The organism is Streptococcus sp. 1171_SSPC, from assembly GCF_001069335.1.
Lineage (GTDB): Bacteria > Bacillota > Bacilli > Lactobacillales > Streptococcaceae > Streptococcus > Streptococcus xiaochunlingii.
In genome coordinates this window covers 49,003-68,667 of the sequence record NZ_JWAK01000012.1, presented here as the reverse complement: position 1 = coordinate 68,667, position 19,665 = coordinate 49,003, and the positions used below count along the sequence as shown (strand labels likewise).

General features: G+C 43.0%; 15 protein-coding genes. All 15 read right to left on the bottom strand.

Annotation, left to right across the window (positions count from 1 at the left end):
- The coding region (locus ADF75_RS01330) for a CshA/CshB family fibrillar adhesin-related protein (RefSeq protein WP_048788869.1) at positions 1-4,066 on the bottom strand (4,066 nt) is incomplete at its 3' end.
- A 231-nt stretch (positions 4,067-4,297) separates the two neighbouring features.
- Positions 4,298-5,137 carry a thymidylate synthase gene (locus ADF75_RS01325; protein ID WP_048788867.1) on the bottom strand — a complete coding sequence of 280 codons (840 nt, stop codon included), beginning with the start codon at positions 5,135-5,137 and terminating at the stop codon, positions 4,298-4,300.
- Positions 5,138-5,231: 94 nt separating this feature from the next.
- The gene (locus ADF75_RS01320; protein WP_048788866.1) at positions 5,232-6,191 is read right to left on the bottom strand and encodes an ROK family glucokinase; all 960 of its coding nucleotides are present in this window, start codon (positions 6,189-6,191) and stop codon (positions 5,232-5,234) included.
- A gap of 134 nt (positions 6,192-6,325) precedes the next feature.
- Positions 6,326-6,856, bottom strand: a complete 531-nt coding sequence (locus ADF75_RS01315; RefSeq protein WP_048788865.1) for a DUF308 domain-containing protein — start codon at positions 6,854-6,856, stop codon at positions 6,326-6,328.
- A gap of 10 nt (positions 6,857-6,866) precedes the next feature.
- Entirely contained in the window at positions 6,867-8,738 is a 1,872-nt protein-coding gene (locus tag ADF75_RS01310; RefSeq protein ID WP_048788864.1) for an ABC-F family ATP-binding cassette domain-containing protein, read from the bottom strand.
- Positions 8,735-9,955, bottom strand: coding sequence for a CCA tRNA nucleotidyltransferase (locus ADF75_RS01305; RefSeq protein ID WP_048788863.1), 1,221 nt, complete (start codon positions 9,953-9,955; stop codon positions 8,735-8,737). The genes ADF75_RS01310 and ADF75_RS01305 overlap by 4 nt, the downstream gene beginning before the upstream one ends.
- A complete protein-coding gene (gene dapB / locus ADF75_RS01300; protein ID WP_048788862.1) occupies positions 9,952-10,719 on the bottom strand; it encodes a 4-hydroxy-tetrahydrodipicolinate reductase in 768 nt (255 codons plus the stop codon). The genes ADF75_RS01305 and dapB overlap by 4 nt, the downstream gene beginning before the upstream one ends.
- A 9-nt stretch (positions 10,720-10,728) precedes the next feature.
- The gene (locus ADF75_RS01295; protein ID WP_048788861.1) at positions 10,729-11,577 is read right to left on the bottom strand and encodes a DegV family protein; all 849 of its coding nucleotides are present in this window, start codon (positions 11,575-11,577) and stop codon (positions 10,729-10,731) included.
- Positions 11,578-11,580: 3 nt separating this feature from the next.
- A complete protein-coding gene (locus ADF75_RS01290) occupies positions 11,581-11,955 on the bottom strand; it encodes a DUF1149 family protein (protein ID WP_048788860.1) in 375 nt (124 codons plus the stop codon).
- A gap of 142 nt (positions 11,956-12,097) precedes the next feature.
- The gene (locus ADF75_RS01285; protein WP_048788859.1) at positions 12,098-14,065 is read right to left on the bottom strand and encodes a PTS fructose transporter subunit IIABC; all 1,968 of its coding nucleotides are present in this window, start codon (positions 14,063-14,065) and stop codon (positions 12,098-12,100) included.
- Positions 14,062-14,973 carry a 1-phosphofructokinase gene (gene pfkB, locus ADF75_RS01280; RefSeq protein WP_048788858.1) on the bottom strand — a complete coding sequence of 304 codons (912 nt, stop codon included), beginning with the start codon at positions 14,971-14,973 and terminating at the stop codon, positions 14,062-14,064. Before pfkB ends, ADF75_RS01285 begins: the two co-directional genes overlap by 4 nt.
- The gene (locus ADF75_RS01275) at positions 14,970-15,713 is read right to left on the bottom strand and encodes a DeoR/GlpR family DNA-binding transcription regulator (RefSeq protein WP_048788857.1); all 744 of its coding nucleotides are present in this window, start codon (positions 15,711-15,713) and stop codon (positions 14,970-14,972) included. Before ADF75_RS01275 ends, pfkB begins: the two co-directional genes overlap by 4 nt.
- A 381-nt stretch (positions 15,714-16,094) precedes the next feature.
- Positions 16,095-18,302, bottom strand: a complete 2,208-nt coding sequence (locus ADF75_RS01270; protein ID WP_239665188.1) for a CAP domain-containing protein — start codon at positions 18,300-18,302, stop codon at positions 16,095-16,097.
- Between the two features lie 132 nt (positions 18,303-18,434).
- On the bottom strand, positions 18,435-19,151 hold the full coding sequence (gene trmD / locus ADF75_RS01265; protein ID WP_023023340.1) for a tRNA (guanosine(37)-N1)-methyltransferase TrmD: 717 nt from the start codon (positions 19,149-19,151) through the stop codon (positions 18,435-18,437).
- Positions 19,141-19,659, bottom strand: a complete 519-nt coding sequence (gene rimM, locus ADF75_RS01260) for a ribosome maturation factor RimM (protein ID WP_006596295.1) — start codon at positions 19,657-19,659, stop codon at positions 19,141-19,143. The genes trmD and rimM overlap by 11 nt, the downstream gene beginning before the upstream one ends.
- Positions 19,660-19,665: the final 6 nt, after the last annotated feature.

The following is a 19,665-nucleotide window of genomic DNA, read 5'->3' as shown; positions in this document are numbered from 1 at the left end:
GTGACTTAGCATCTACTGAAGCTGCTGGTTGACCATTTTCATCAAGAAGGGTAATCGTATCCTTGTCGATTGGCGCAACTGGATCACCTTCTGTGAAAGTAACTGTACCAGTTTGAACTACACCTTGAGGGGCTACTGATTCAGCAGGTGACGCTGTTGGTGTCACAGGTGTTACGGTTGGCGTGTAAGTTGCAGAAGCTTTTGTTCCGTTCATGTCTTCACGAACTACAGTTACTGCAGGTGCTTTACCAACAAATGATTTTTCTGGTACAAATGTAACTGTTCCATCTGGAGCTACTGTGTAAGTACCTACTCCTTCAACCTTCTTACTTGTAGTTCCATCATCAAATTTAGCCGGAACAGCTTCGTTAATGGCTACAGTCTTTTCAACACCATCAATTTCAGCAGTACCACCTTTAAATTCTGGTTTACCTTTTTGAGTCGCACCTTGAACATTTATAGTTTCTGCTGGTGTTGCGGTTGGGGTTACTGGAACGATTTCTGGTGTGTAAGTTGTATCCACCTTGATACCGTTTGAACTTTCAGCTTGAACCTTAGCTGGGGTTACTTTACCAGTGTATGATTTGTCTGTTGGTGTGAAGGTTACTTGCCCTGTTACTGGATCAATAGAGAAAGTACCAATTTCAGTTGTACCATCTTCAGCAAAGGCTGGTGTGCTTGAAACTTCGTTACCATCTTTATCTAGCAATGTGTAGCTATTGTCTTTAATGGTAATAGCTTTATCTTCACCATTTACTTGAACAGTAGTTCCTGCAAAGGTTGGTGTCCCTATTTGTGTTGCACCTTGGATATCTTTAGAAGTTGCAGGGTTTGCAGTTGGAACTGCTGGCACAACAGTTGGTGTGTAGGTCGCATCTGAAGTAATGGTTGCAGTCTTACCATTAGCATTTGTAATAGTAGCAGTTGCCTGAACAGTTACGCCTTTTGCAGTACCAACAAAGTCTTTTTCTGGCGCAAATGTTACTGCTCCAGTCGTTGGGTCGATAGTATAGCTACCTTCACCTGCTACTGTCACTGTTGTTTCATCAGTTGGTTGACCAGTTGCGGGATCCACCAATTTCTTTCTTGTGATTTCAGCAGTCTTGTCGTTGCTCAACTCAAATGTAGGAGTTTGTGTTTGAGGAACGTTTTGAACATCCACAGAAACCTTGTCTGTAGGAGTCACTGTGATTGGAGTAACCGTTGGTGTGTATTTAGCTGTAGCAGTCTTGATGTACTCCTGTTGGATCTTACCATCTTTGTTTCGACCAACTGGCGCTGACAATGTAACATCCACACCTTTAGCTGTACCAGTAAAGCTTGGTTCTGGAGTGAAGGTTACTTCACCTGTTGAAGGATTGATCGTGTATGTCCCTTCCCCTTCAACTGTTACAGATGGCTCATCAATCGTGCGACCTGTAGCTGGATCTACCAACTTAGCAGGATATTCTGCACTTGGAGTGATTGCAATCTTGTCACCATTTGAGTTAGTCGCAGTTGTGTTAAAGGTCGGTGTTTCTTTTTGAGTTGCACCTTGAATATCTTTAGAAGTCTTGTCAACCCCTTCAATGTCAATCGGTGTTACAGTAGGAACATATTGACCATCCATAGTATTTAATTGGCCATTCACATTAGGCTCGCTGTCTGGGAATTTTGTTGACCAACCAGTATCATAGCCATTATTATCTGAACGACGGATAGAGATACCATCAGCTGTTCCTAGGAAGTTATCTTCTGGGATAAACTCAACGTCTACATCTTTGCCCTTAGCAGTAATCTTGTATTTACCTTGTCCTTGAACGACGTAGTAACCGTCTGCGTCAAGGGTTGCGCGGTTGCCATCTTTGTCAACGATGTATGGTTCTACAGTTTCATCAATAACAGCATTAGAATCACGTTCAAACTTGTGTTCTCCACGTGCTGTAAAGGCAACAGTTGCTGATTGTTTCGTACCTTGAGGGCCACTTGTTTCCTTAAATTCTCCTTTTGGTGGGTGGGTGATTTGAGTCTTGAAGTCTTCTACTTCACCTGAGAAGGCCATGCCAGTTGGGCTTTCGATCTCGTTCGCTTTCTTAGCGATACGAACACGAGCACCTAACTCTTTAACGCTTGGGTCGACGTAAGTCTTGCTGTTTGCAAAGGTCAACTCAACAGTACCATCTTGTGTGATTGTAGCGAGATTTGAGCGTTCATCTTCATCGAATTTACCATTTTGGTTAAAGTCTACCCAACCATAGATATGTGCTTCTGAAGCTCCATCCGTATGAGCTTGAATTGACATCTTGTAGTTACCTGGTTTGGTACGGTCCATTTGGATCATCTCATTGGTTGTCCCTTTGAGTTCCTCTGGAAGCAATTGGTTAATTCCTTCATCGGCCGTAGTTGCCTTATCATCACCGAACCAGTCTTGAGTGGTGTTCTCATCCATATCTGGGCTCACGTTACCAATGTACGGTTGATTTACTTTAGCTCCAGTAACACCGTCTACAGTTGCAATGGTATGGACTGCCTTACCATATGACTCAGGAGCATCCCCTTCATCAAGTGGGAAGAATCCTAGCATTGCTGACTGTTTACCAGCTGAAGCGATATAAAGTCCCACTTCAGATGCTCCACGTGTCATAACGAGTGGAACTGTTCTATTTCCTTCAGAAATGTTTGGTCCAAAGATACCGGTTCCTAGACCACCTGTAACTTGGTCAGGATTTCCAAAGTACTTCCATGCTACTGGTTTCTTATCTGGTCCAGCTTGAGTAGAATTATCACGAAGTTGTCTTAGGTTAATGTTATTATATTTAGGTTTAGAACCAAAAAGATTCTCTGTATCTTGTGGTTCATAAGGAACAGAGGTAGCTGGTCTAGTAGTTTTCTTCCATTCCCCAATGTGCTGCCAACCTTGTCCGTTGGTAGTAAACATAACAAATTCACCAGGGTTAGCAGACTCACCATCAGCCATAACAATAGCTGGCTTAACTTTCTTTCCACGGAAGGTTGCAGAGATTTCAAACTGAATTCCAATATTCCCACCATTATATGCAGAACTCATGGTCGTCTTTTTGGCTTTCGTATCAACGTTTTCATGTTTGATTTCAGTCCAACGGTTTTGGGCATCAGCGATAACGTCGGCTTCTTTGCCATCAGCAAAATATTGCCTAGCAATTGGTGAAGTAACACCCTTTACATATCCATTTTTTGCATTTGGATCATAGGTCGCTTTTTCAGCTTCTGTAGCCCCTTGTTCTTCCATCCGTTTTTTATAGATTTCAGTTGCTTGGAATGGTTTCAAAGATTTGACTTTTACAGTAACTACATAACCAGGCATGATTTCCTTGGTATAGGTTGCCCCAACTTGAAGAGCTAAGGCCTCTTCTAGTTCATTTGGTTTAACTTCCTTTTTAGCGACTTGGATTGTTTTTGCTCCTGTCCAGTTAGCTACATCTCCAAAGTCCAACCAAGAGATTTGGCTAGTCATAGATTTAGCATCAAGATCTGTTGTAAAGCCAGGTTTTTCAACTTTTGGAGTTGAAGTTGCATCTTCAACATCATCCGCGATCAAGTTAGGATCGTTGGCGTCACCAAGAGCACGACGGCTACGACGGCGAACATCCGAGGTTGCTACTGGAACAGCTGGTGTTTCTGGCGCAGGTGCTACTACAGCTGCAGAAACTGTTTCTTTATTATCAGTTGCTGTTCCTTCTGTCCCTTTGTTACTTGGGTTTGTTGATCCTTCTGCCACTGCAGGAGTTGCTACTGGAGCCTTTTCTTCAACAGGAGCTGTTGTAGTTGGGGCTGTTTCTGGTGCAGTTACAGGAGCTTCAGCTTGGTATGTTGTAGCTGAAGTTGAAACTTCACTAGTTGTTGAAACGGGTGCTTCCGTTGTAATCGCAGGTTGGCCTGCTTCTTCTTTCGTTGCAACCCCTACTTGGTTCTCTGCGTTTTCATCAGCTGCGACGCTTGAAGCTGTCCCAACCATCACTAGCGTCCCTAAAAGAACCGAGCATACTCCGACATTCAATTTTCGAATTGAAAATCTACTAATACGATCATTGAATAAATCCTTACTCACTTAAATTCCTCCAAAAATTTTAAAACTTATATTTATATTTTACGGCTAATGCCTAACCTTATTAATTCTACCAAATTAATTTAACTATTCAAAATACAATGTCTCAAAAATTGATCAATTTTTTAAAATTTGACGATATTACTAATCATTAAATTTAAAAAATAGGAAGTACGAATCATTATTTAAAAAATAACAAACGGTCTTCCTATTTTTGTCAACTAACAATAATCTCTATATAGCTAAATCAAACTTCAACTGAGGTTTGACAGGATCATAATCCTCTAGTACAAAATCTTCAGGTTTGATAGCAAAGAAATCTGTACCATCTGGCACATTCAAAACCAAACGAGGCTTGCAATCAGAAGGCTCACGCCGAAGCAATTCCTCCGCCTGTTCGAATTGGTTATCATAGATGTGCAGGTTGTTAATAAAGTAAAAGAACTTGCCAACCTTCCAGCCAAAGTGCTTGGCAATCATCATTTGAAGAGCTACGTATTGCATGGCATTGATATGGTGCGCCACCAACATATCATTGGAACGTTGGGTCAAGGTCGCATCCAGATAGATTTCCCCATCTATACGGCGCACATCAAACATGGTTTGAAAAGCACAAGGTAAGAGCCCTTCGCTCTCCTCAAAGGCTTGGTAGTCCCATAGAGAAATGATATTGCGACGATTCCAGGGATTGGCTTCCAACTGTTTGAGAATTTTGTTGATGATGTCGTGCTTTTTAACGACAGCACCATAACGCTCTCCAATCGTTCCCGTGTCTCCCACTTCCCAATCATTCCAGTAACGGACCTGATACTTATCATTTAGGAGTTCCAGACTATTGGACTGGTCCTGGTAGATCCAGAGCATTTCCTTGATGGCTGACTTGATGGCGATAGGACGAAGGGTCGTAATAGGGAACTCGCCCTTGGCCAGATCAAACTCCATAAAAGCTCCCGTGATGTACTTGGAATTGGCAGTTGTGCCATCCTTGTACTTGGGCCGAGCTTGCTCAGACCAGACGCCCTCTTCCATAATTCTTCGAATATTTTCTTTAAAAAGGATATCTGCTTTTGTCATTCAATCTCCTTAAATACTGTAATACCTACATTATAACACAGGATAAAAGAAAAGAGGTCCAAATGATTCGATTTGGATCTCTTTCAAATAAATTCTATTGTAGGACAAGTGATGCAGCACCAATCACACCTGCATCATTTCCAAGATTAGCAAGCACCAGTTGGGTCGATGTACGAACTTGTGGGAAGGTATTTTCATCAAAGACCTTTTGAACTCCATCCAAGAGGAATTGACCGGCTGCTGATACACCACCACCAATGACGATGTTGGCTGGGTTCAAGACACTAGCGATGTTGGCACAAGCAATACCCAAGTATTGAGAGAAATGACGGTAGACAATCAAGGCCAACTCATCTCCATCTTTAGCAAGATCAAAGACTGTCTTAGCTGTAACTTCTTCGCCATCATCAATGAGACGTTTCAAGGTCGCATCTCCTGCATATTCATCTGCATAGCGACGAGTCAAATTGACAATCCCGGTTGCTGAGGCTACTGTCTCCAAACAGCCTTTCTTACCACAAGTACAATCAAATGGACGATCGAAGTCTACTGTGATATGACCAAGCTCACCAGCTACACCACCAGCACCGTGCAAGAGTTTTCCTTCCGCAACGATACCGCCACCAACACCAGTTCCAAGTGTCATGAAGACGACATCTGGTTGGTTTTCGCCAGCACCTTTCCAGCGTTCCCCAAGGGCAGCTACGTTGGCATCATTATCGATGAAGAAAGGAATTCCCAAGGCAGACTCAATATCTTTCTTGATCGGCTGTACGGTTTTCCAGTTGAGGTTGTATGCTCCAACGACAGTTCCTTCGAAGCGATCCACTGCACCAGGAGATCCCATCCCAATTCCAATAAAATCTTCTGCGGATAAGTTTAACAACTCCAAGTGGTGTTGAATGGAAGCGATGATATCAGGAACGATGTGGCTTCCTTCGTCAAGGATGTTGGTCTTGATAGACCACTTCTCTTGAATCTCTCCTTCTTGCGTCAAAATGGCAAATTTGACAGATGTTCCACCTAAGTCAATACCAATAATTTTTTTGGACATTTTATACTCCTTTGTTCCTATTCTCTTGACACTAGTATACCAAAATGTGAAAAGGGTTTCAATTATTTTTCAAGAATTCTCTCAATTTCATTTGCAAAAAAAGAACCTGTCTGCAAAAACACAGACAGATTTCTTTACTCTTCGTTATGAAGTTTTAAAAAGAGTCTCAAGGATTGAACGCCAATTATGAAAAAGAACAATCCCAAAATATGTAACAAGAAGATACTAATAGATAGAGGACTAACAATGAGAAACAATCCTGTAAACAATTGAATAAGCCCCCAAAAAGTAAACTTCTTGGATAATTCTTCAGATCGTTTGGAAAGATAGTGAGCCTTACGTAAACTCAAAGCAGACTTATATAAGAGCCAAATTCCAAGTGTAATCGGAAAGACAATCGGCAAGGTCTTGTAGCCATATAGTAAGAGATAGACTGCAAAGACTAGCGAGACCACGCTTTGAAATAAATAGGGATCCGACAAGGTCGCTTGAGTCCGTAGACGGTAGTAACGCGACAAACGCGAAACTGAAATCAAGAAAAAGCCCAGAGAAATCAACCAACTAAAGGTGGCAATTTTTTCGATTGGATTCACAAAGAGAATAAAACCAATACCACAAAATAAAAATGATGACAATAACAGACTGTATTTGCTAATATGATGCATTCTTCCTCCTTTAGTTTTCTGCCAACTCACTCAAGTACTCATACCGTTCATATTTGGCTAAGAGCCGCTCGTTTTCTTCATCCATCTGACGTTGGAGACTGGCCAACTTACCGAAGTCAGAACCATTCTCATTCATCTCAGCCTCGATGGTTGCAATCTTGTTTTCAATCTCTTCAATCTCACTTTCAATGGTCGCCCACTCCTGCTTTTCCTGGTAGCTCATTCGTTTCTTTTCTTCTCGGACTTTGACTACCTTTTCTTTTTCAGGCTTGCTACTTTCAGCTACCACTTCTAGCTCAAACTTTTTCTCATCTAGATAGTCGGTATAGTTGCCGAAAAACTCACGAATGCTACCATTTTCAAATGCTAGAATCTTAGAAGCAACCTTGTCTAGGAAATAGCGATCGTGGCTAACGGTGATGACTGGTCCACCAAAGCCTTGTAGGAAGTTCTCTAACACTGTCAAGGTCGCGATATCCAAATCATTGGTCGGTTCGTCCAAGAGCAAGACATTTGGTTTTTCGATGAGAAGTTTCAAGAGATAAAGACGCTTCTTCTCCCCACCAGAAAGTTTCTCAATCAAGGTGCCATGGGTTGAACGAGGGAAGAGAAATTGCTCCAACAATTCGGCAATTGATGTAGATCCTGCGCTGGTCTTGACTTCTTCCGCTACTTCTTGGAGGAAGTTGATCATCCGCTTACTTTCATCCAAGCCTTCGATCTGCTGGGAGAAGTAGGCAATCCTTACCGTTTCTCCAATAATGACCTTTCCTGCAGTCGGTTGAAGTTTTCCAGCAATGAGGTTGAGCAAGGTTGATTTCCCAACTCCATTATCTCCCACAATTCCAATCCGATCTTTGTTTTGAACCAATAGATTAAACTGCTGCAGAATCGGACCTTGATCATAGGCAAAATCGACATCTTGAAATTCAATGACTTTCTTACCGATTCGACTGGTTTCAAAGGACATTTCTAGATCTGTTTCTGTAACCTGGTGAGATAGGTCCTTTTTGAGGTCGTGGAAACGATTGATTCGAGCCTGTTGCTTGGTAGCACGCGCCTGCGGTTGGCGACGCATCCAGGTCAATTCTTGCTTATAGAGTTGTTGCTTCTTGTGAAGAAGAGCCGCATCCCGTTCGTCCTGCTCTGCTTTTAAGAGAACGTAATCCTGATAATTTCCTTGGTATTCGATTAGACCGCCACGGTCCAGTTCGAAAATACGAGTCGAAATATTATCCAAGAAATAACGGTCATGGGTGATGAAAAGAACAGTTTTCTTAGAGTTCTTCAAGAAATTGGTCAACCATTCAATGGTATCAATATCCAGATGGTTAGTCGGCTCATCTAACAGCAACAAATCATGGTCTCCCAAGAGAACCTGTGCTAGCTGGACACGGCGACGCAGTCCGCCAGACAAACTCCCCACCCTAGCAGACAAATCCTGAATACCCAGCTTGGTCAGGACTGTTTTGACTTGGCTTTCGATTTCCCAAGCATTGAGAGAGTCCATCTCCGCCATGATTTTTTCCAGTTTCGCTTGCTGGCTCTCATCGTACCGGCTCATCAACAACTCATACTGACGGATCAATTGGAGCTCTTTCACGTCTTCTGACAAAACTGTATCGAGAACCGTCTTACTTTCGTCAAACTGGGGTTCTTGGGTAAGATAACCGATCTTATAGTCATTCTTTGTAGTGAAAGGAGACCGGTCTCCATCATAGCCCGAACGGCCCGACAAGACATCTAAAAGAGTTGTTTTCCCTGTTCCATTGACCCCGATTAGTCCAATTCTGTCTAAGTCATGGATGATAAACGAAATCTCTTTAAAGACCGTCTTATCACCGACTGACTTGGTTAGTTTTTCAACAATAAAATCACTCATGATTCTTCCTTATTCATTTCAAGATAGTGGGTCACAAAGTTTGAGATAGATTCCTTGTCATTTTCTAGTTCTCCATCAACGATGGCCCATTCAATAGCAGATAGCACTTGTCCTAGACTTGGACCTGGTTTTAAGCCGTATTCCTTCATCAGCATCCCACCGTTGACTACGATTTCGTGCTTATCATGGATAGCTAGAGAATCATACAATTCTTCGATGACTTGGTAATCTACGGGCAATCCATGAGCCTGACGCAGTTCTTCCGCTGACAAGAGAAGGCTACGGTCATAGCGATAGACATCCCGACGATTTAAACTAGCCTTTTCACGCAAACGGTAGATTTCAACCAACTGCTCCACCTTCTTAGCGAAGTCACGAGAGGTTTTCCATTTCTTGAAAAAAGCAGAGACCTTATTCTCGTCTAGGGTCAAGAGTAAAGCAGCCCAAGCTTGCTCGGAACTCGTAAAGGTATAATCCATGGACAGCTGGAACAGTTTCTCTAGTGACGATTGGCTATTTTGTAAGAGGGGAAGGTACTGATAGCTTTTGCTAGCAATCACACCTTCCAATCCCTTGCGCCAAAAAGGAGCTAAGAGGAGCTTATCCAGCTCAATAAAGACGCGTTCAACAGAGATTTTCTCCAACAAGGGAGCGCAATCTGTCATGGCCTTAAAAGTCTCTTCTTCTAGGTCAAACCCAAGACTGGCCTGAAAGCGAAAACCACGCATGATCCGAAGAGCATCTTCGTTAAAGCGTTCTGTCGCCACACCAACAGCTCTTAGGATGCGATTTCCCAAATCTTCCAGTCCATCGAAGAGGTCAATAATTTCCCCTTCTTCACTCAAGGCAAAGGCATTGACGGTAAAATCGCGACGCTTGAGATCTTCTTCTAAGGAACGGACAAAATTAACTGCACTGGGTCTTCGAAAGTCGACGTAGACATCCTCTGTTCGAAAGGTGGTAATTTCATATTCTTGATGATTTTCAAGAACCAGGACCGTCCCGTGTTCAATCCCGACATCAATGGTCCTCTCGAAAATAGCCTTAGTCTCTTCCGGGTAAGAGGATGAGGCAATGTCTACATCGTGGATGGGCCGACCTAAAATGGCGTCCCGTACAGAGCCCCCGACGAAATAAGCTTCATATCCAGCTTTTCGAATCTTTTCTAATATTGGCAAAGCCTCCTGAAATTCAGAAGGCAGTTTTTTTAATCTCATAATAGATGTTCTAAACCATAGACAAGCTCATGACGCTTGACTACTTCTTTTACTCCCAGATTGACCCCTGTCATGAAGGACACCCGATCGTAGGAATCGTGGCGTAAGGTCAATCCTTCTCCTTGACTACCGAAAATCACTTCTTGATGGGCTACCAGACCAGGCAAACGAACCGAATGGATGTGCATGCCTTGGTAGTTAGCACCGCGAGCACCTGGAAGGCTCTCTTCTTCATCTGGCGCTCCCTGCTCTTGTGGTTGACGGACCTGACTGATCAACTCAGCTGTCTTCACAGCAGTCCCACTCGGTGCATCCTTCTTCTTATCATGATGCAACTCGATAATCTCTACATTCGGGAAATACTTAGCTGCCTGCGCTGCAAATTGCATGAGCAAGACTGCTCCAATAGCAAAGTTTGGCGCGATAAGGCCTCCAAGATTTTTCTCACGAGACAATTCAATCAAGTCAGTGATTTCTTCTGTTGTAAATCCAGTTGTCCCAACCACAGGCGCTAGTCCATGCTCCAAAGCAAAGCGGGTATGTTCATAAGCAACTTTAGGGATGGTGAAGTCAATCCACACATCCGCATCCAGCGACAAAACCCCTTCTTTGTCATGAAAGACCGGAATACCCGCCAGCTCGTTTTCAGACGCATGGGGATCAACCAAGCCAACTAGTTCAAGCTCGGGGTCTTCTAACACCATGTGATAAGCCGCTTGGCCCATTCTCCCTTTAAAACCTGCAATCACTACTCTAATTGGCATGTTTTCTCCTTATACTTTCGGTACAAAACTGATAGCAACACTATGATTTCCTAAGTGCGTACCAATGACACTGCCAAAGGTCGCAAATGGAATCTCACCAGCAAAACCGTCTTGATGAAGAATATCTCGAAGCGTTTCTGCTTTATCCAGTGCATTCCCATGGATGATAATGATCTGATAGTCTTTATCTGCAGTTCCTTCTTTGACAATCTCAGCTAAGCGTTTGATGGCTTTTTTCTCAGTCCGGACTTTCTCGTATACCTCAATCACGCCTTCCTCGTTAAAATAGAGGATGGGCTTGATGCTGAGGAGATTCCCTAGAATCGCCGCTCCATTGGAGAGACGACCCCCTTTGACCAAGTGATTGAGATCATCAACCATGATGTAGGCAGAAGTCCCATCGATTTGTGTCTGGATGTTGGCTAGAATATCATCAAAAGAACGGCCTTCATCAGCCCATTTAACTGCTTCTTCAGCCATCCACCCAAGAGGGGCGCTGGTAATCTTAGAATCTGGAAAAGCGATCGTAAGATTTGGGAATTCATCTTTCATATACTGGATATTCTGATAGAAACCAGAAATACCAGAAGAAAGGAAAATCCCTAAAACATGGGTATAGCCTTTAGCCTCTAGTTGCGGTAAGAGTTCTTCTAATTCCGCGATACTAGGTTGGCTGGTTTTCGGAAGTTCAGAAGAAGCTTCCATCTTTTGATAGAACTCTTCTGCTGTCAGATTTTTACCTTCTACGTAAGATACTCCATCAATGACAACTGGAATATCTAGGACAAATAAATTATCGTGTCCTCTTGATTCATCTGATAGATAGGCAGAAGAATCTGTGATGACTGCTAATTTCATGCATTAAAACTCCAAATTAATCCCTGGTAAATCAAGGGCGATTTCAGTTACCTCATAAGTCAAACGATTCAGCATATTCAAGCAAGGACGAGCTAATTCTTCCACTTCTTCTTTGCTAAACTCACTTGGCTCGTTGACCAAACGGTTGTGAATGTGGTTGATTTGGGTAATGGTCCCGCTGATGACAAAGCCATCAAAGACAATCATATAGGTTAAAATAACGATTAAAGAGGTTGTCTTTAACTCTGTATCGCGTTGAATCAATTGAAAGTTGACGTCTACTTTTGTCTCGGGAGTTCCATTTTCTTTTTCCCATTCAAAGTTACGAGCATCATAATGATACTGGCTGACGAATTCTTTTTCACGTTGGATATCCATACTTGTTCTCCTAAAAATAAGCGTTATGAAAATTATACCATAAATTAAATCAAGATTCTATTGCAGAACCATGTCTTTTCACACTGTTTTCTATCAGAGAAAAAAGAAAAAGGCTGGGGAAATCCCAGCCTTTTCGTCATGTTTAGTTTTTAGGTTTGCGAAGCAATCCAAACAAGATACCACTTACAACTGCACCGATCAATACGAACAAGATGTAAAGAAGTGGATTTGATGTAAGAGCGATAACGAAGATTCCTCCGTGAGGAGCCATGAGTTTCAAGCCTGCAAGACCAACAAGAGCACCTGTCAATGCTGAGCCTGCGATGAAGCTAGGGATGGCACGAGCTGGGTCAGCTGCACCGAATGGAATGGCACCTTCTGTGATGAAGGAAAGACCCATAACAATGTTTGTCAAACCAGAATCGCGTTCTTCTTGTGTGAATTTATCTTTGAACAATACAGTTGCTACGAATACTGCCAATGGAGGAACCATACCAGCTGCCATAACGGCTGCCATAACAATAGAACCACCTGAAGCAACAGATTCAGCAAGTGTACCTGTAGCGAAGACATAAGCGGCTTTGTTAACTGGTCCACCCATATCGACAGCCATCATACCGCCGACGAGAAGTCCAAGAAGGACAGCTGAGCTACCTGACAAGCTTGAAAGGAAGTTGTTAAGACCAGTATTGATAGCAGCCATTGGAATATTGATGAGGAACATCAAGAATCCTGTCAAACCAACTCCAAGTAATGGCAAGAGAAGGATTGAACGGATACCATCAAGAGAGCGTGGAAGACCTGCTAGAGCTTTACGAAGAACAAGAATCACTCCACCTGCAAGGAAACCACCAACTAAGGCACCAAGGAAACCAGATGATACTGCACCTGGCAACTCACCTTTTGCAGCGCCGTAGGCGATATTTCCAAATGCTGATCCTGAACTAGCAATAGATCCAGCGATAAACCCTGCTACAAAACCAGGTTTTTCGGCGATTGAGAATCCGATGTAACCTGCAAGTACAGGAAGCATGAAGCCAAAGGCCGCTCCACCGATTGTTTTGAATTGAGCTGCTAATTCATGGTATGAACCAAGTTGGGACAATTGATCTTGAGGCACCCCAAGAATTTGGTCAATCAAGAAGGCAAGGGCAATCAAGATACCACCACCGATAACGAATGGAAGCATTTGAGAAACCCCACTCATCAAGTGTTTGTAGAAGGCTCCACCCAAGCTTAATTTTTCTTGACTAGCGCTAGCTTGTGCAGCATTTTCAGCGCGGAAGACATCTGCTTTGCCGTCCAAGATGGTTTGGATCAATTCTTCTGTTTGACGGATACCTGCTGCGACTGGTTTAGAGATCAATTTTTTGCCATCGAAACGAGCAGTTTCAACTGCCTTATCTGCAGCAATGATGACCCCTTCAGCTTTTGCGATTTCTTCAGCTGTCAGGCGGTTGCCGACACCAGATGCACCGTTGGTTTCAACACGGACCGTAACACCCATTTCTTCACCTTTTTTGATGAGGGCTTCTTCTGCCATGTAAGTGTGGGCGATACCTGTTGTACATGCTGTAACAGCAACGATGAGAGGCTTGTCAGATGAAGTTGCTTCTTTGACTGCTTCTGCTTTTTTCGCTTCTTCAGCTACAGCTTCTTGCTCTTCTGCATCAAAGGCTGCGATCACTTGATCAGGAGTGCTTGCTTGGCGAAGTTTGTCCGCAAATCCTGGTTTCATCAAGTATTTAGACAATTCAGCTAGGGCTGCCAAGTGAGTGTCGTTTGCTCCTTCTGGAGCTGCGATCATGAAGAACAAGTCAGTTGGTTGTCCATCAAGCGATGCATAGTCCACACCCTTGTTTGATTTTGCAAACAAGACTGTTGCTTCTTTGACTGCTTCATTTTTGCTGTGGGGCATAGCAATTCCGTCACCCAAACCAGTTGAAGTTTGTGCTTCACGGTTCATGATTCCAGTTTTAAAGGTTTCAAAATCTGTCACCACACCATTGTCAACGAGCGATTGGACCATCTCATTGATCACGCCCTCTTTATCTGTTGCCTGAAGGTCAAACAACATCACGTTTTTATTTAAAACGTCTTGAATTTTCATAGTTTTTCTACCTCTACTTTTTCATAAGTTTCTTTTATATAGTCAGCTGTCGCCAAATCATCTGAGAAGGTGGTTGCTGTGCCACAAGCCACGCCCCATTTGAAGGCTTCGATGACATCTCCCGTCGTTGCGAGATTCCCAGTGAAACCTGCCACCATGGAATCTCCAGCCCCGACAGAATTCTTCACTTGACCCTTGATTGGTTTTGCGAAGTATGTGCCACTAGGGCTTACCAGAAGAGCACCATCACCCGCCATGGAAATAATGACGTTTTGCGCTCCTTTGGCCAAGATTTCTTTGGCGTAGCGTTCAATTTCTGGCAACTCTGTCAAGGTAACTCCAAAAATAGCTCCCAACTCATGGTTGTTTGGTTTAACCAATTGGGGATTGAACTCCAAGGAATCAATCAAGGTTTGCCCTTCAAAATCACAAACCACTTGAGCACCTGTCGCACGAGTTGCTGCGATCAATTGTTTGTAAACGGCATTCCCAAGTGAAGATGGGGCAGATCCTGCAAAAACTACTACATCATCTGCTGTTAAGCTTGAGAGGATGCTGAGCAATTCTTGCAACTGAGCTTCTGTCACTTCAGGGCCGTTCCCATTGATTTCTGTTTCCTTATCAGCCTTGATCTTGACATTGATCCGTGTATCTTGGTCCACTGTCACAAAGTTGGTCGAAATAGCTTCGCTGGTCAGTACATCTTCAATGAAGCGTCCTGTGAAACCACCGATAAATCCAGTCGCTGTGTTCTCGATGTCGAGACGCTTTAAGACACGACTGACATTGATTCCCTTACCACCGGCGAATTTATCTTCCGAAGCCATCCGATTGACCGCCCCTGTCTCTACATGATCGAGACGGACGATGTAATCAATCGCTGGATTTAATGTAACTGTATAAATCAAACCTCAATAACCTCCGTTTTTTCTTTTAATTTAGAAAGGATTTCCGTATCTGAAACATTGGTAATGATGGTTGCTCTCTTCACTGGAGCTACCTTAACAAAGGATGTCCGCCCAAGTTTTGACGAGTCTAGAAGAATGTAAGTATTCTTTGCATTCTCTAAAATGGCCCGTTTGACGGCCCCCTCTTCAAGATCCGGTGTGCTGTACGACTCTAGGTCGACGCCATTCATCCCAATAAAAGCTCGATCGAAACTTAACTGACCGATTTGATTCAAGGCCATCCCTCCGATGCTAGCGTCGGTCGACGTCTTAACCATCCCTCCGATGATGACCGTCGGAATATCTCTCTCCACTAAACTCGCTGCATGGTGAATGGAATTGGTCACAACTGTAACGGTTGGATTGGCCAATTCATGAACTAATAATTCATTGGTGGTCCCTGCATCGATAAAGACAACTTCAAAATCTTTGATCAATTCTGCTGCTTTTTTTGCAATGGCAGATTTTTCTTGCACGTTTTTGATCGCTTTATCTTTATTGCTTTCTTCTTCCTGCAAGGAATGAAGACTTTCAGCCCCACCGTGAATTCGTCTTAGTTTATTCTCAGCTTCTAGTTCATCCAAATCGCGTCGAACCGTTGATTCTGAAGAGTTTAACTCTTGAACCAAATCCTCAATAGAGACGATTCGCTCTTTGATAACCTTTTCTAAAATGATATGTTTTCGTTCAGATTTTAACATATTACCTCCTTTCGGAAACGATTACAAGGACTATTATACTCTCTTATCTTTCAAAGTCAAGCATTAAATATCATTTTCTTTCATTTTCTATCAATTTCTTTAAAATCGTCCATTATACTTTCTTTTCATATCGCTACTTAAGTCTTGAACAAAATACCTAAAAACCTCAGCAGTAAATTTCTGACAGAATAAAAAAGAGGCTGGGACAAAAGTCCTAGCCTCTCAATTGTCTTTGGATTRTYGARCAAGACGCAGTGGTTGAGTGGGCTCTACTACGCTGATTTCATCATCTTTTACAGCCCTACTCAACAGTGCGGAGGTGGGACGACGAAATCGAATTCTAACGAATTACCGATTTCTGTCCCACTCTCACTTTAACAACTATTCAACTTTTTTAAACCCAAGCCCTCGGAACCATTTGGATAATCCTTTTTTACTTTTGTGTTCGTCTTTTCCAGTAGCTTTCTCAAGATCATCTTCGACTTGCAAGTGTTCTTCTGATTGAGTAGAAGCCAGTAACGTAACTTGAGCCTGATCAGCAGCTCCTTCTTCTCCTGCTACTACAGGTTGGTTTCCATCCTCATTTGACTGAATTTTCTTTATCTGACTCCTGAACTCACTAGCTTCTTTTTGGTAAGCCATAAAACTTGCAAAGGCTGTTTCAAATTCTACTTTTTTCTCTTCGAGTTCAGTTTTTGCGGAAGCCACCAAGGCCTGGGCATCAACTAGCAGTTCAGATGAATTGGTAAACAGTTTCAGATGACCTTTGGCTTGCTTTAATTGTTTTTGAGCGATTTGAAGTTGAGCATGTGCGCCTTCAAGCTTAGATCCAGTCTCTTTCGCTGCATTCTGTAAAGCTTCTAATTGCTTTTTATCTTCTTCTAATGCCAGAGTAACATTTTTCAAGGCTTCTTCTTTAGGGCTAATACTACCTTGTATACGAGCTCGTGATACTGCCAGTGAGTTTTCGGCTTCCTTGACTTCTATCGACGCAGCCTGCCATTTCTTCATCGCAGAAGCTAAGTTACGTTGTGCACGCGCCAATAGTTGCTCATGACTTGCAAGAGAATTCTTGACATCGAATAAATGACCAGAAAGAATATTGATGCGAGACTCTTGGTTAATCTTTTCGACCTTTAGACTCTCCAATGTATTTTTTACAGCCTTCACATCTGCTTTTGTCGTCCTTGCATCGGCAACTTTTCTCATCCACTTGGTCAGTTCTTCACTGGTATAAAGCGGACTTCCTTCTTCAAAGAAAGCTGCTTGAGATACTTCTAAATCTGGATCATAGGCAACTGAAATGGCCTTGTATTGATTTCCCATCATGTGGACATAGTGTCCAACCTTAGCAAATAGCTCCGGTTCCACTTTTCTGGAGATTTGTCTAGGATCTAACTGACTTTCATCCGTCGATAAACCATATTGATGAGCCAGTTGACGATAGAGGTCTTTTTCACTATACCAGATGGCAACAGCTTCTCTAGGCCGATACCCCCAAGCCACATTTTCATTCTCCTGGAAGTTGGACTGTTCTGACCGATGGTTTACATAGTACTCTGTTTGGAGTTGACTAGCAGGTAACTGATAAGGAGCTACCAAAAGTTCCGCTAAACCAGCCTGGCGCCGATATTGATTGACGGCATCAACAATTTCTAACGCTTTTAAGACGTTATCTAATCTAGTGACCTTTCCACCTGCCAGCTGGTCCTCTTCACTCCTACGGCGATAAAGAGCCAAGGCTTCGACAGCGCCTTGGTCACCTGCCTTGGCCCACTCTTGAAGTAAGGTCTCATAGCTTGCCTGTTGAAGATTGATGGGACTCAGCATTGCCGCTTCACGGACCTGTTCTAACTCCACTTCTTTTAGGGAAATTTGATGGGCTAATCTCTCAATTTTCTCCTGTGCACCAGCAATCTCACTGGAAACCTGCTTTAAGACCTGGGGCACATTGGCATGAGTTTCTGTCAAATTAACCACTAATGCTTGAGCTATTTTTACTTCGTTTTGCGCCTGCTCCTCTTTTTGCTGTGCATTGGCTAATACTGTCTCATCGTTCTGGATGGGTTGTTTGGCTTTTCTCAATTCATTACCTGCAATATCAACAAGCAACTGTTGAGCAGCGATTTTATTCTCTTGATTCTTTATAGCAGAACGGACTTGTTGATCAGATTCTGTTGCTTGGCGTACCTTCTCTTCTTCTAAAATAACAACTGCTTCAGCAACCGCAACTTCATTCTCAGTTTTGCCAATGGAGCTTAGATTGGAGTCTTGAATCCTTGTTTCAGTGATTTGCAGGTTCGCTTCCGCAGCTTCCAGACCAGATTTGGCTACATTGTATTCAGATTGAGCTTGATTCAAGCGCAAACGTTGGTCTTCTACTCTTTTTTCAGCTTTTAACAACTGTTCATTTAAGATATCCACATCCATAAAACTTGTATCCATTCCAATCACATCCGTCGATTGCTGATCAGCAGTGTCCTTCTGGGCGATCTCCTCTGCTTGCGCCTTATGTCCAGCCAAACCTGAAAAGAGGGTTGTCTCTGCGACACCCGTTGTAAAGACTGATTTTCTTATTTTTTTGCCCATTGCAAATACCACCAAAACTTTTTCATATCTCTTCTCTCTCCACTTTAGAATACCACATTTTGTTACCAATAACTAGTAGGATGAGGAAGATTTTTTATTATTTTTATGGCAAAAGAAAAACAGCAAAGGCTGTTATTCTTCTTGTTTAATTTTCTCCAATATCTTCTCTTCTTCTGCTGTCAATTTATAGTTTTCTAGCAGATCAGGACGACGCTCCAAGGTCTTTTTCAAACTCTGATAGAGACGCCATTGACGGATATTTTCATGGTGACCACTCATGAGGACATCTGGAACTGTCATCCCTCGGTATTCATAGGGCCGAGTGTATTGAGGATATTCTAGAAGCCCAGACGAGAAACTATCATCCTGGTGACTGGACTCTTTTCCGATCACCTCTGGAATCAAGCGAACTGTCGCATCAATCATGGTCATGGCAGCTAGCTCACCACCGGTCAAGACATAATCGCCGAGAGAAATCTCATCTGTCACTAAGGTCTTGATCCGTTCGTCGTAGCCCTCATAGTGACCGCAGATAAAGATCAATTCTTCTTCTTGAGCTAATTCTTCTGCGTAACTTTGATCAAAGGTCCGACCTGCTGGATCAAGTAAGATCACGCGCGGGTTCTTTTTCTCAATAGCATCAAAGGCATCGAAAATGGGCTGAGCGCGTAAGAGCATGCCCTGCCCGCCACCATAAGGTTCATCATCCACATGACGGGCTTTCTCTGCGTTTTCACGGAAATTATGGTAGTTGATCTCGAGAAGTCCCTTTTCACGCGCCTTTCCGACAATAGAGTGCTCCAAAGGCGAAAACATTTCTGGAAAGAGGGTTAAAATATCAATCTTCATCGTCTAACCCTTCTAAGATGTCTACATCCACCCGATTTCCTGGGATATCAATACTGAGGACTACTGGTGGGATATAAGGCAGGAGAAGGTCACGTTTTCCTTTGCGTTTTACGACCCAAACATCATTGGCACCTGGTTGCAGGATTTCCTTGATCTGACCGATGAGGTTGTCATTTTCGTATACATCAAGGCCAATGATCTCATGGTAATAAAACTCACCCTCATCCAAATCTGTCAAGTCTCCCTCAGCAACTTTGAGGCTAAAACCCTTGAACTTTTCGATGGCATTGATATGGTACATATCCTTAAACTTGATGATGTCGAAGTTCTTGTGCTTGCGGTGGCTAGCAATGGTCACTGTTTGGACAAACTGATCCTTCTCATCAAAGAGGGCCAATTCAGCTCCTTTTTTAAAACGCTCTTCCGCAAAGTCTGTCACAGACAAGACCCGCATCTCTCCTTGTAAGCCTTGGGTATTGACAATTTTCCCAACGTTAAAATAATTCATTTTATT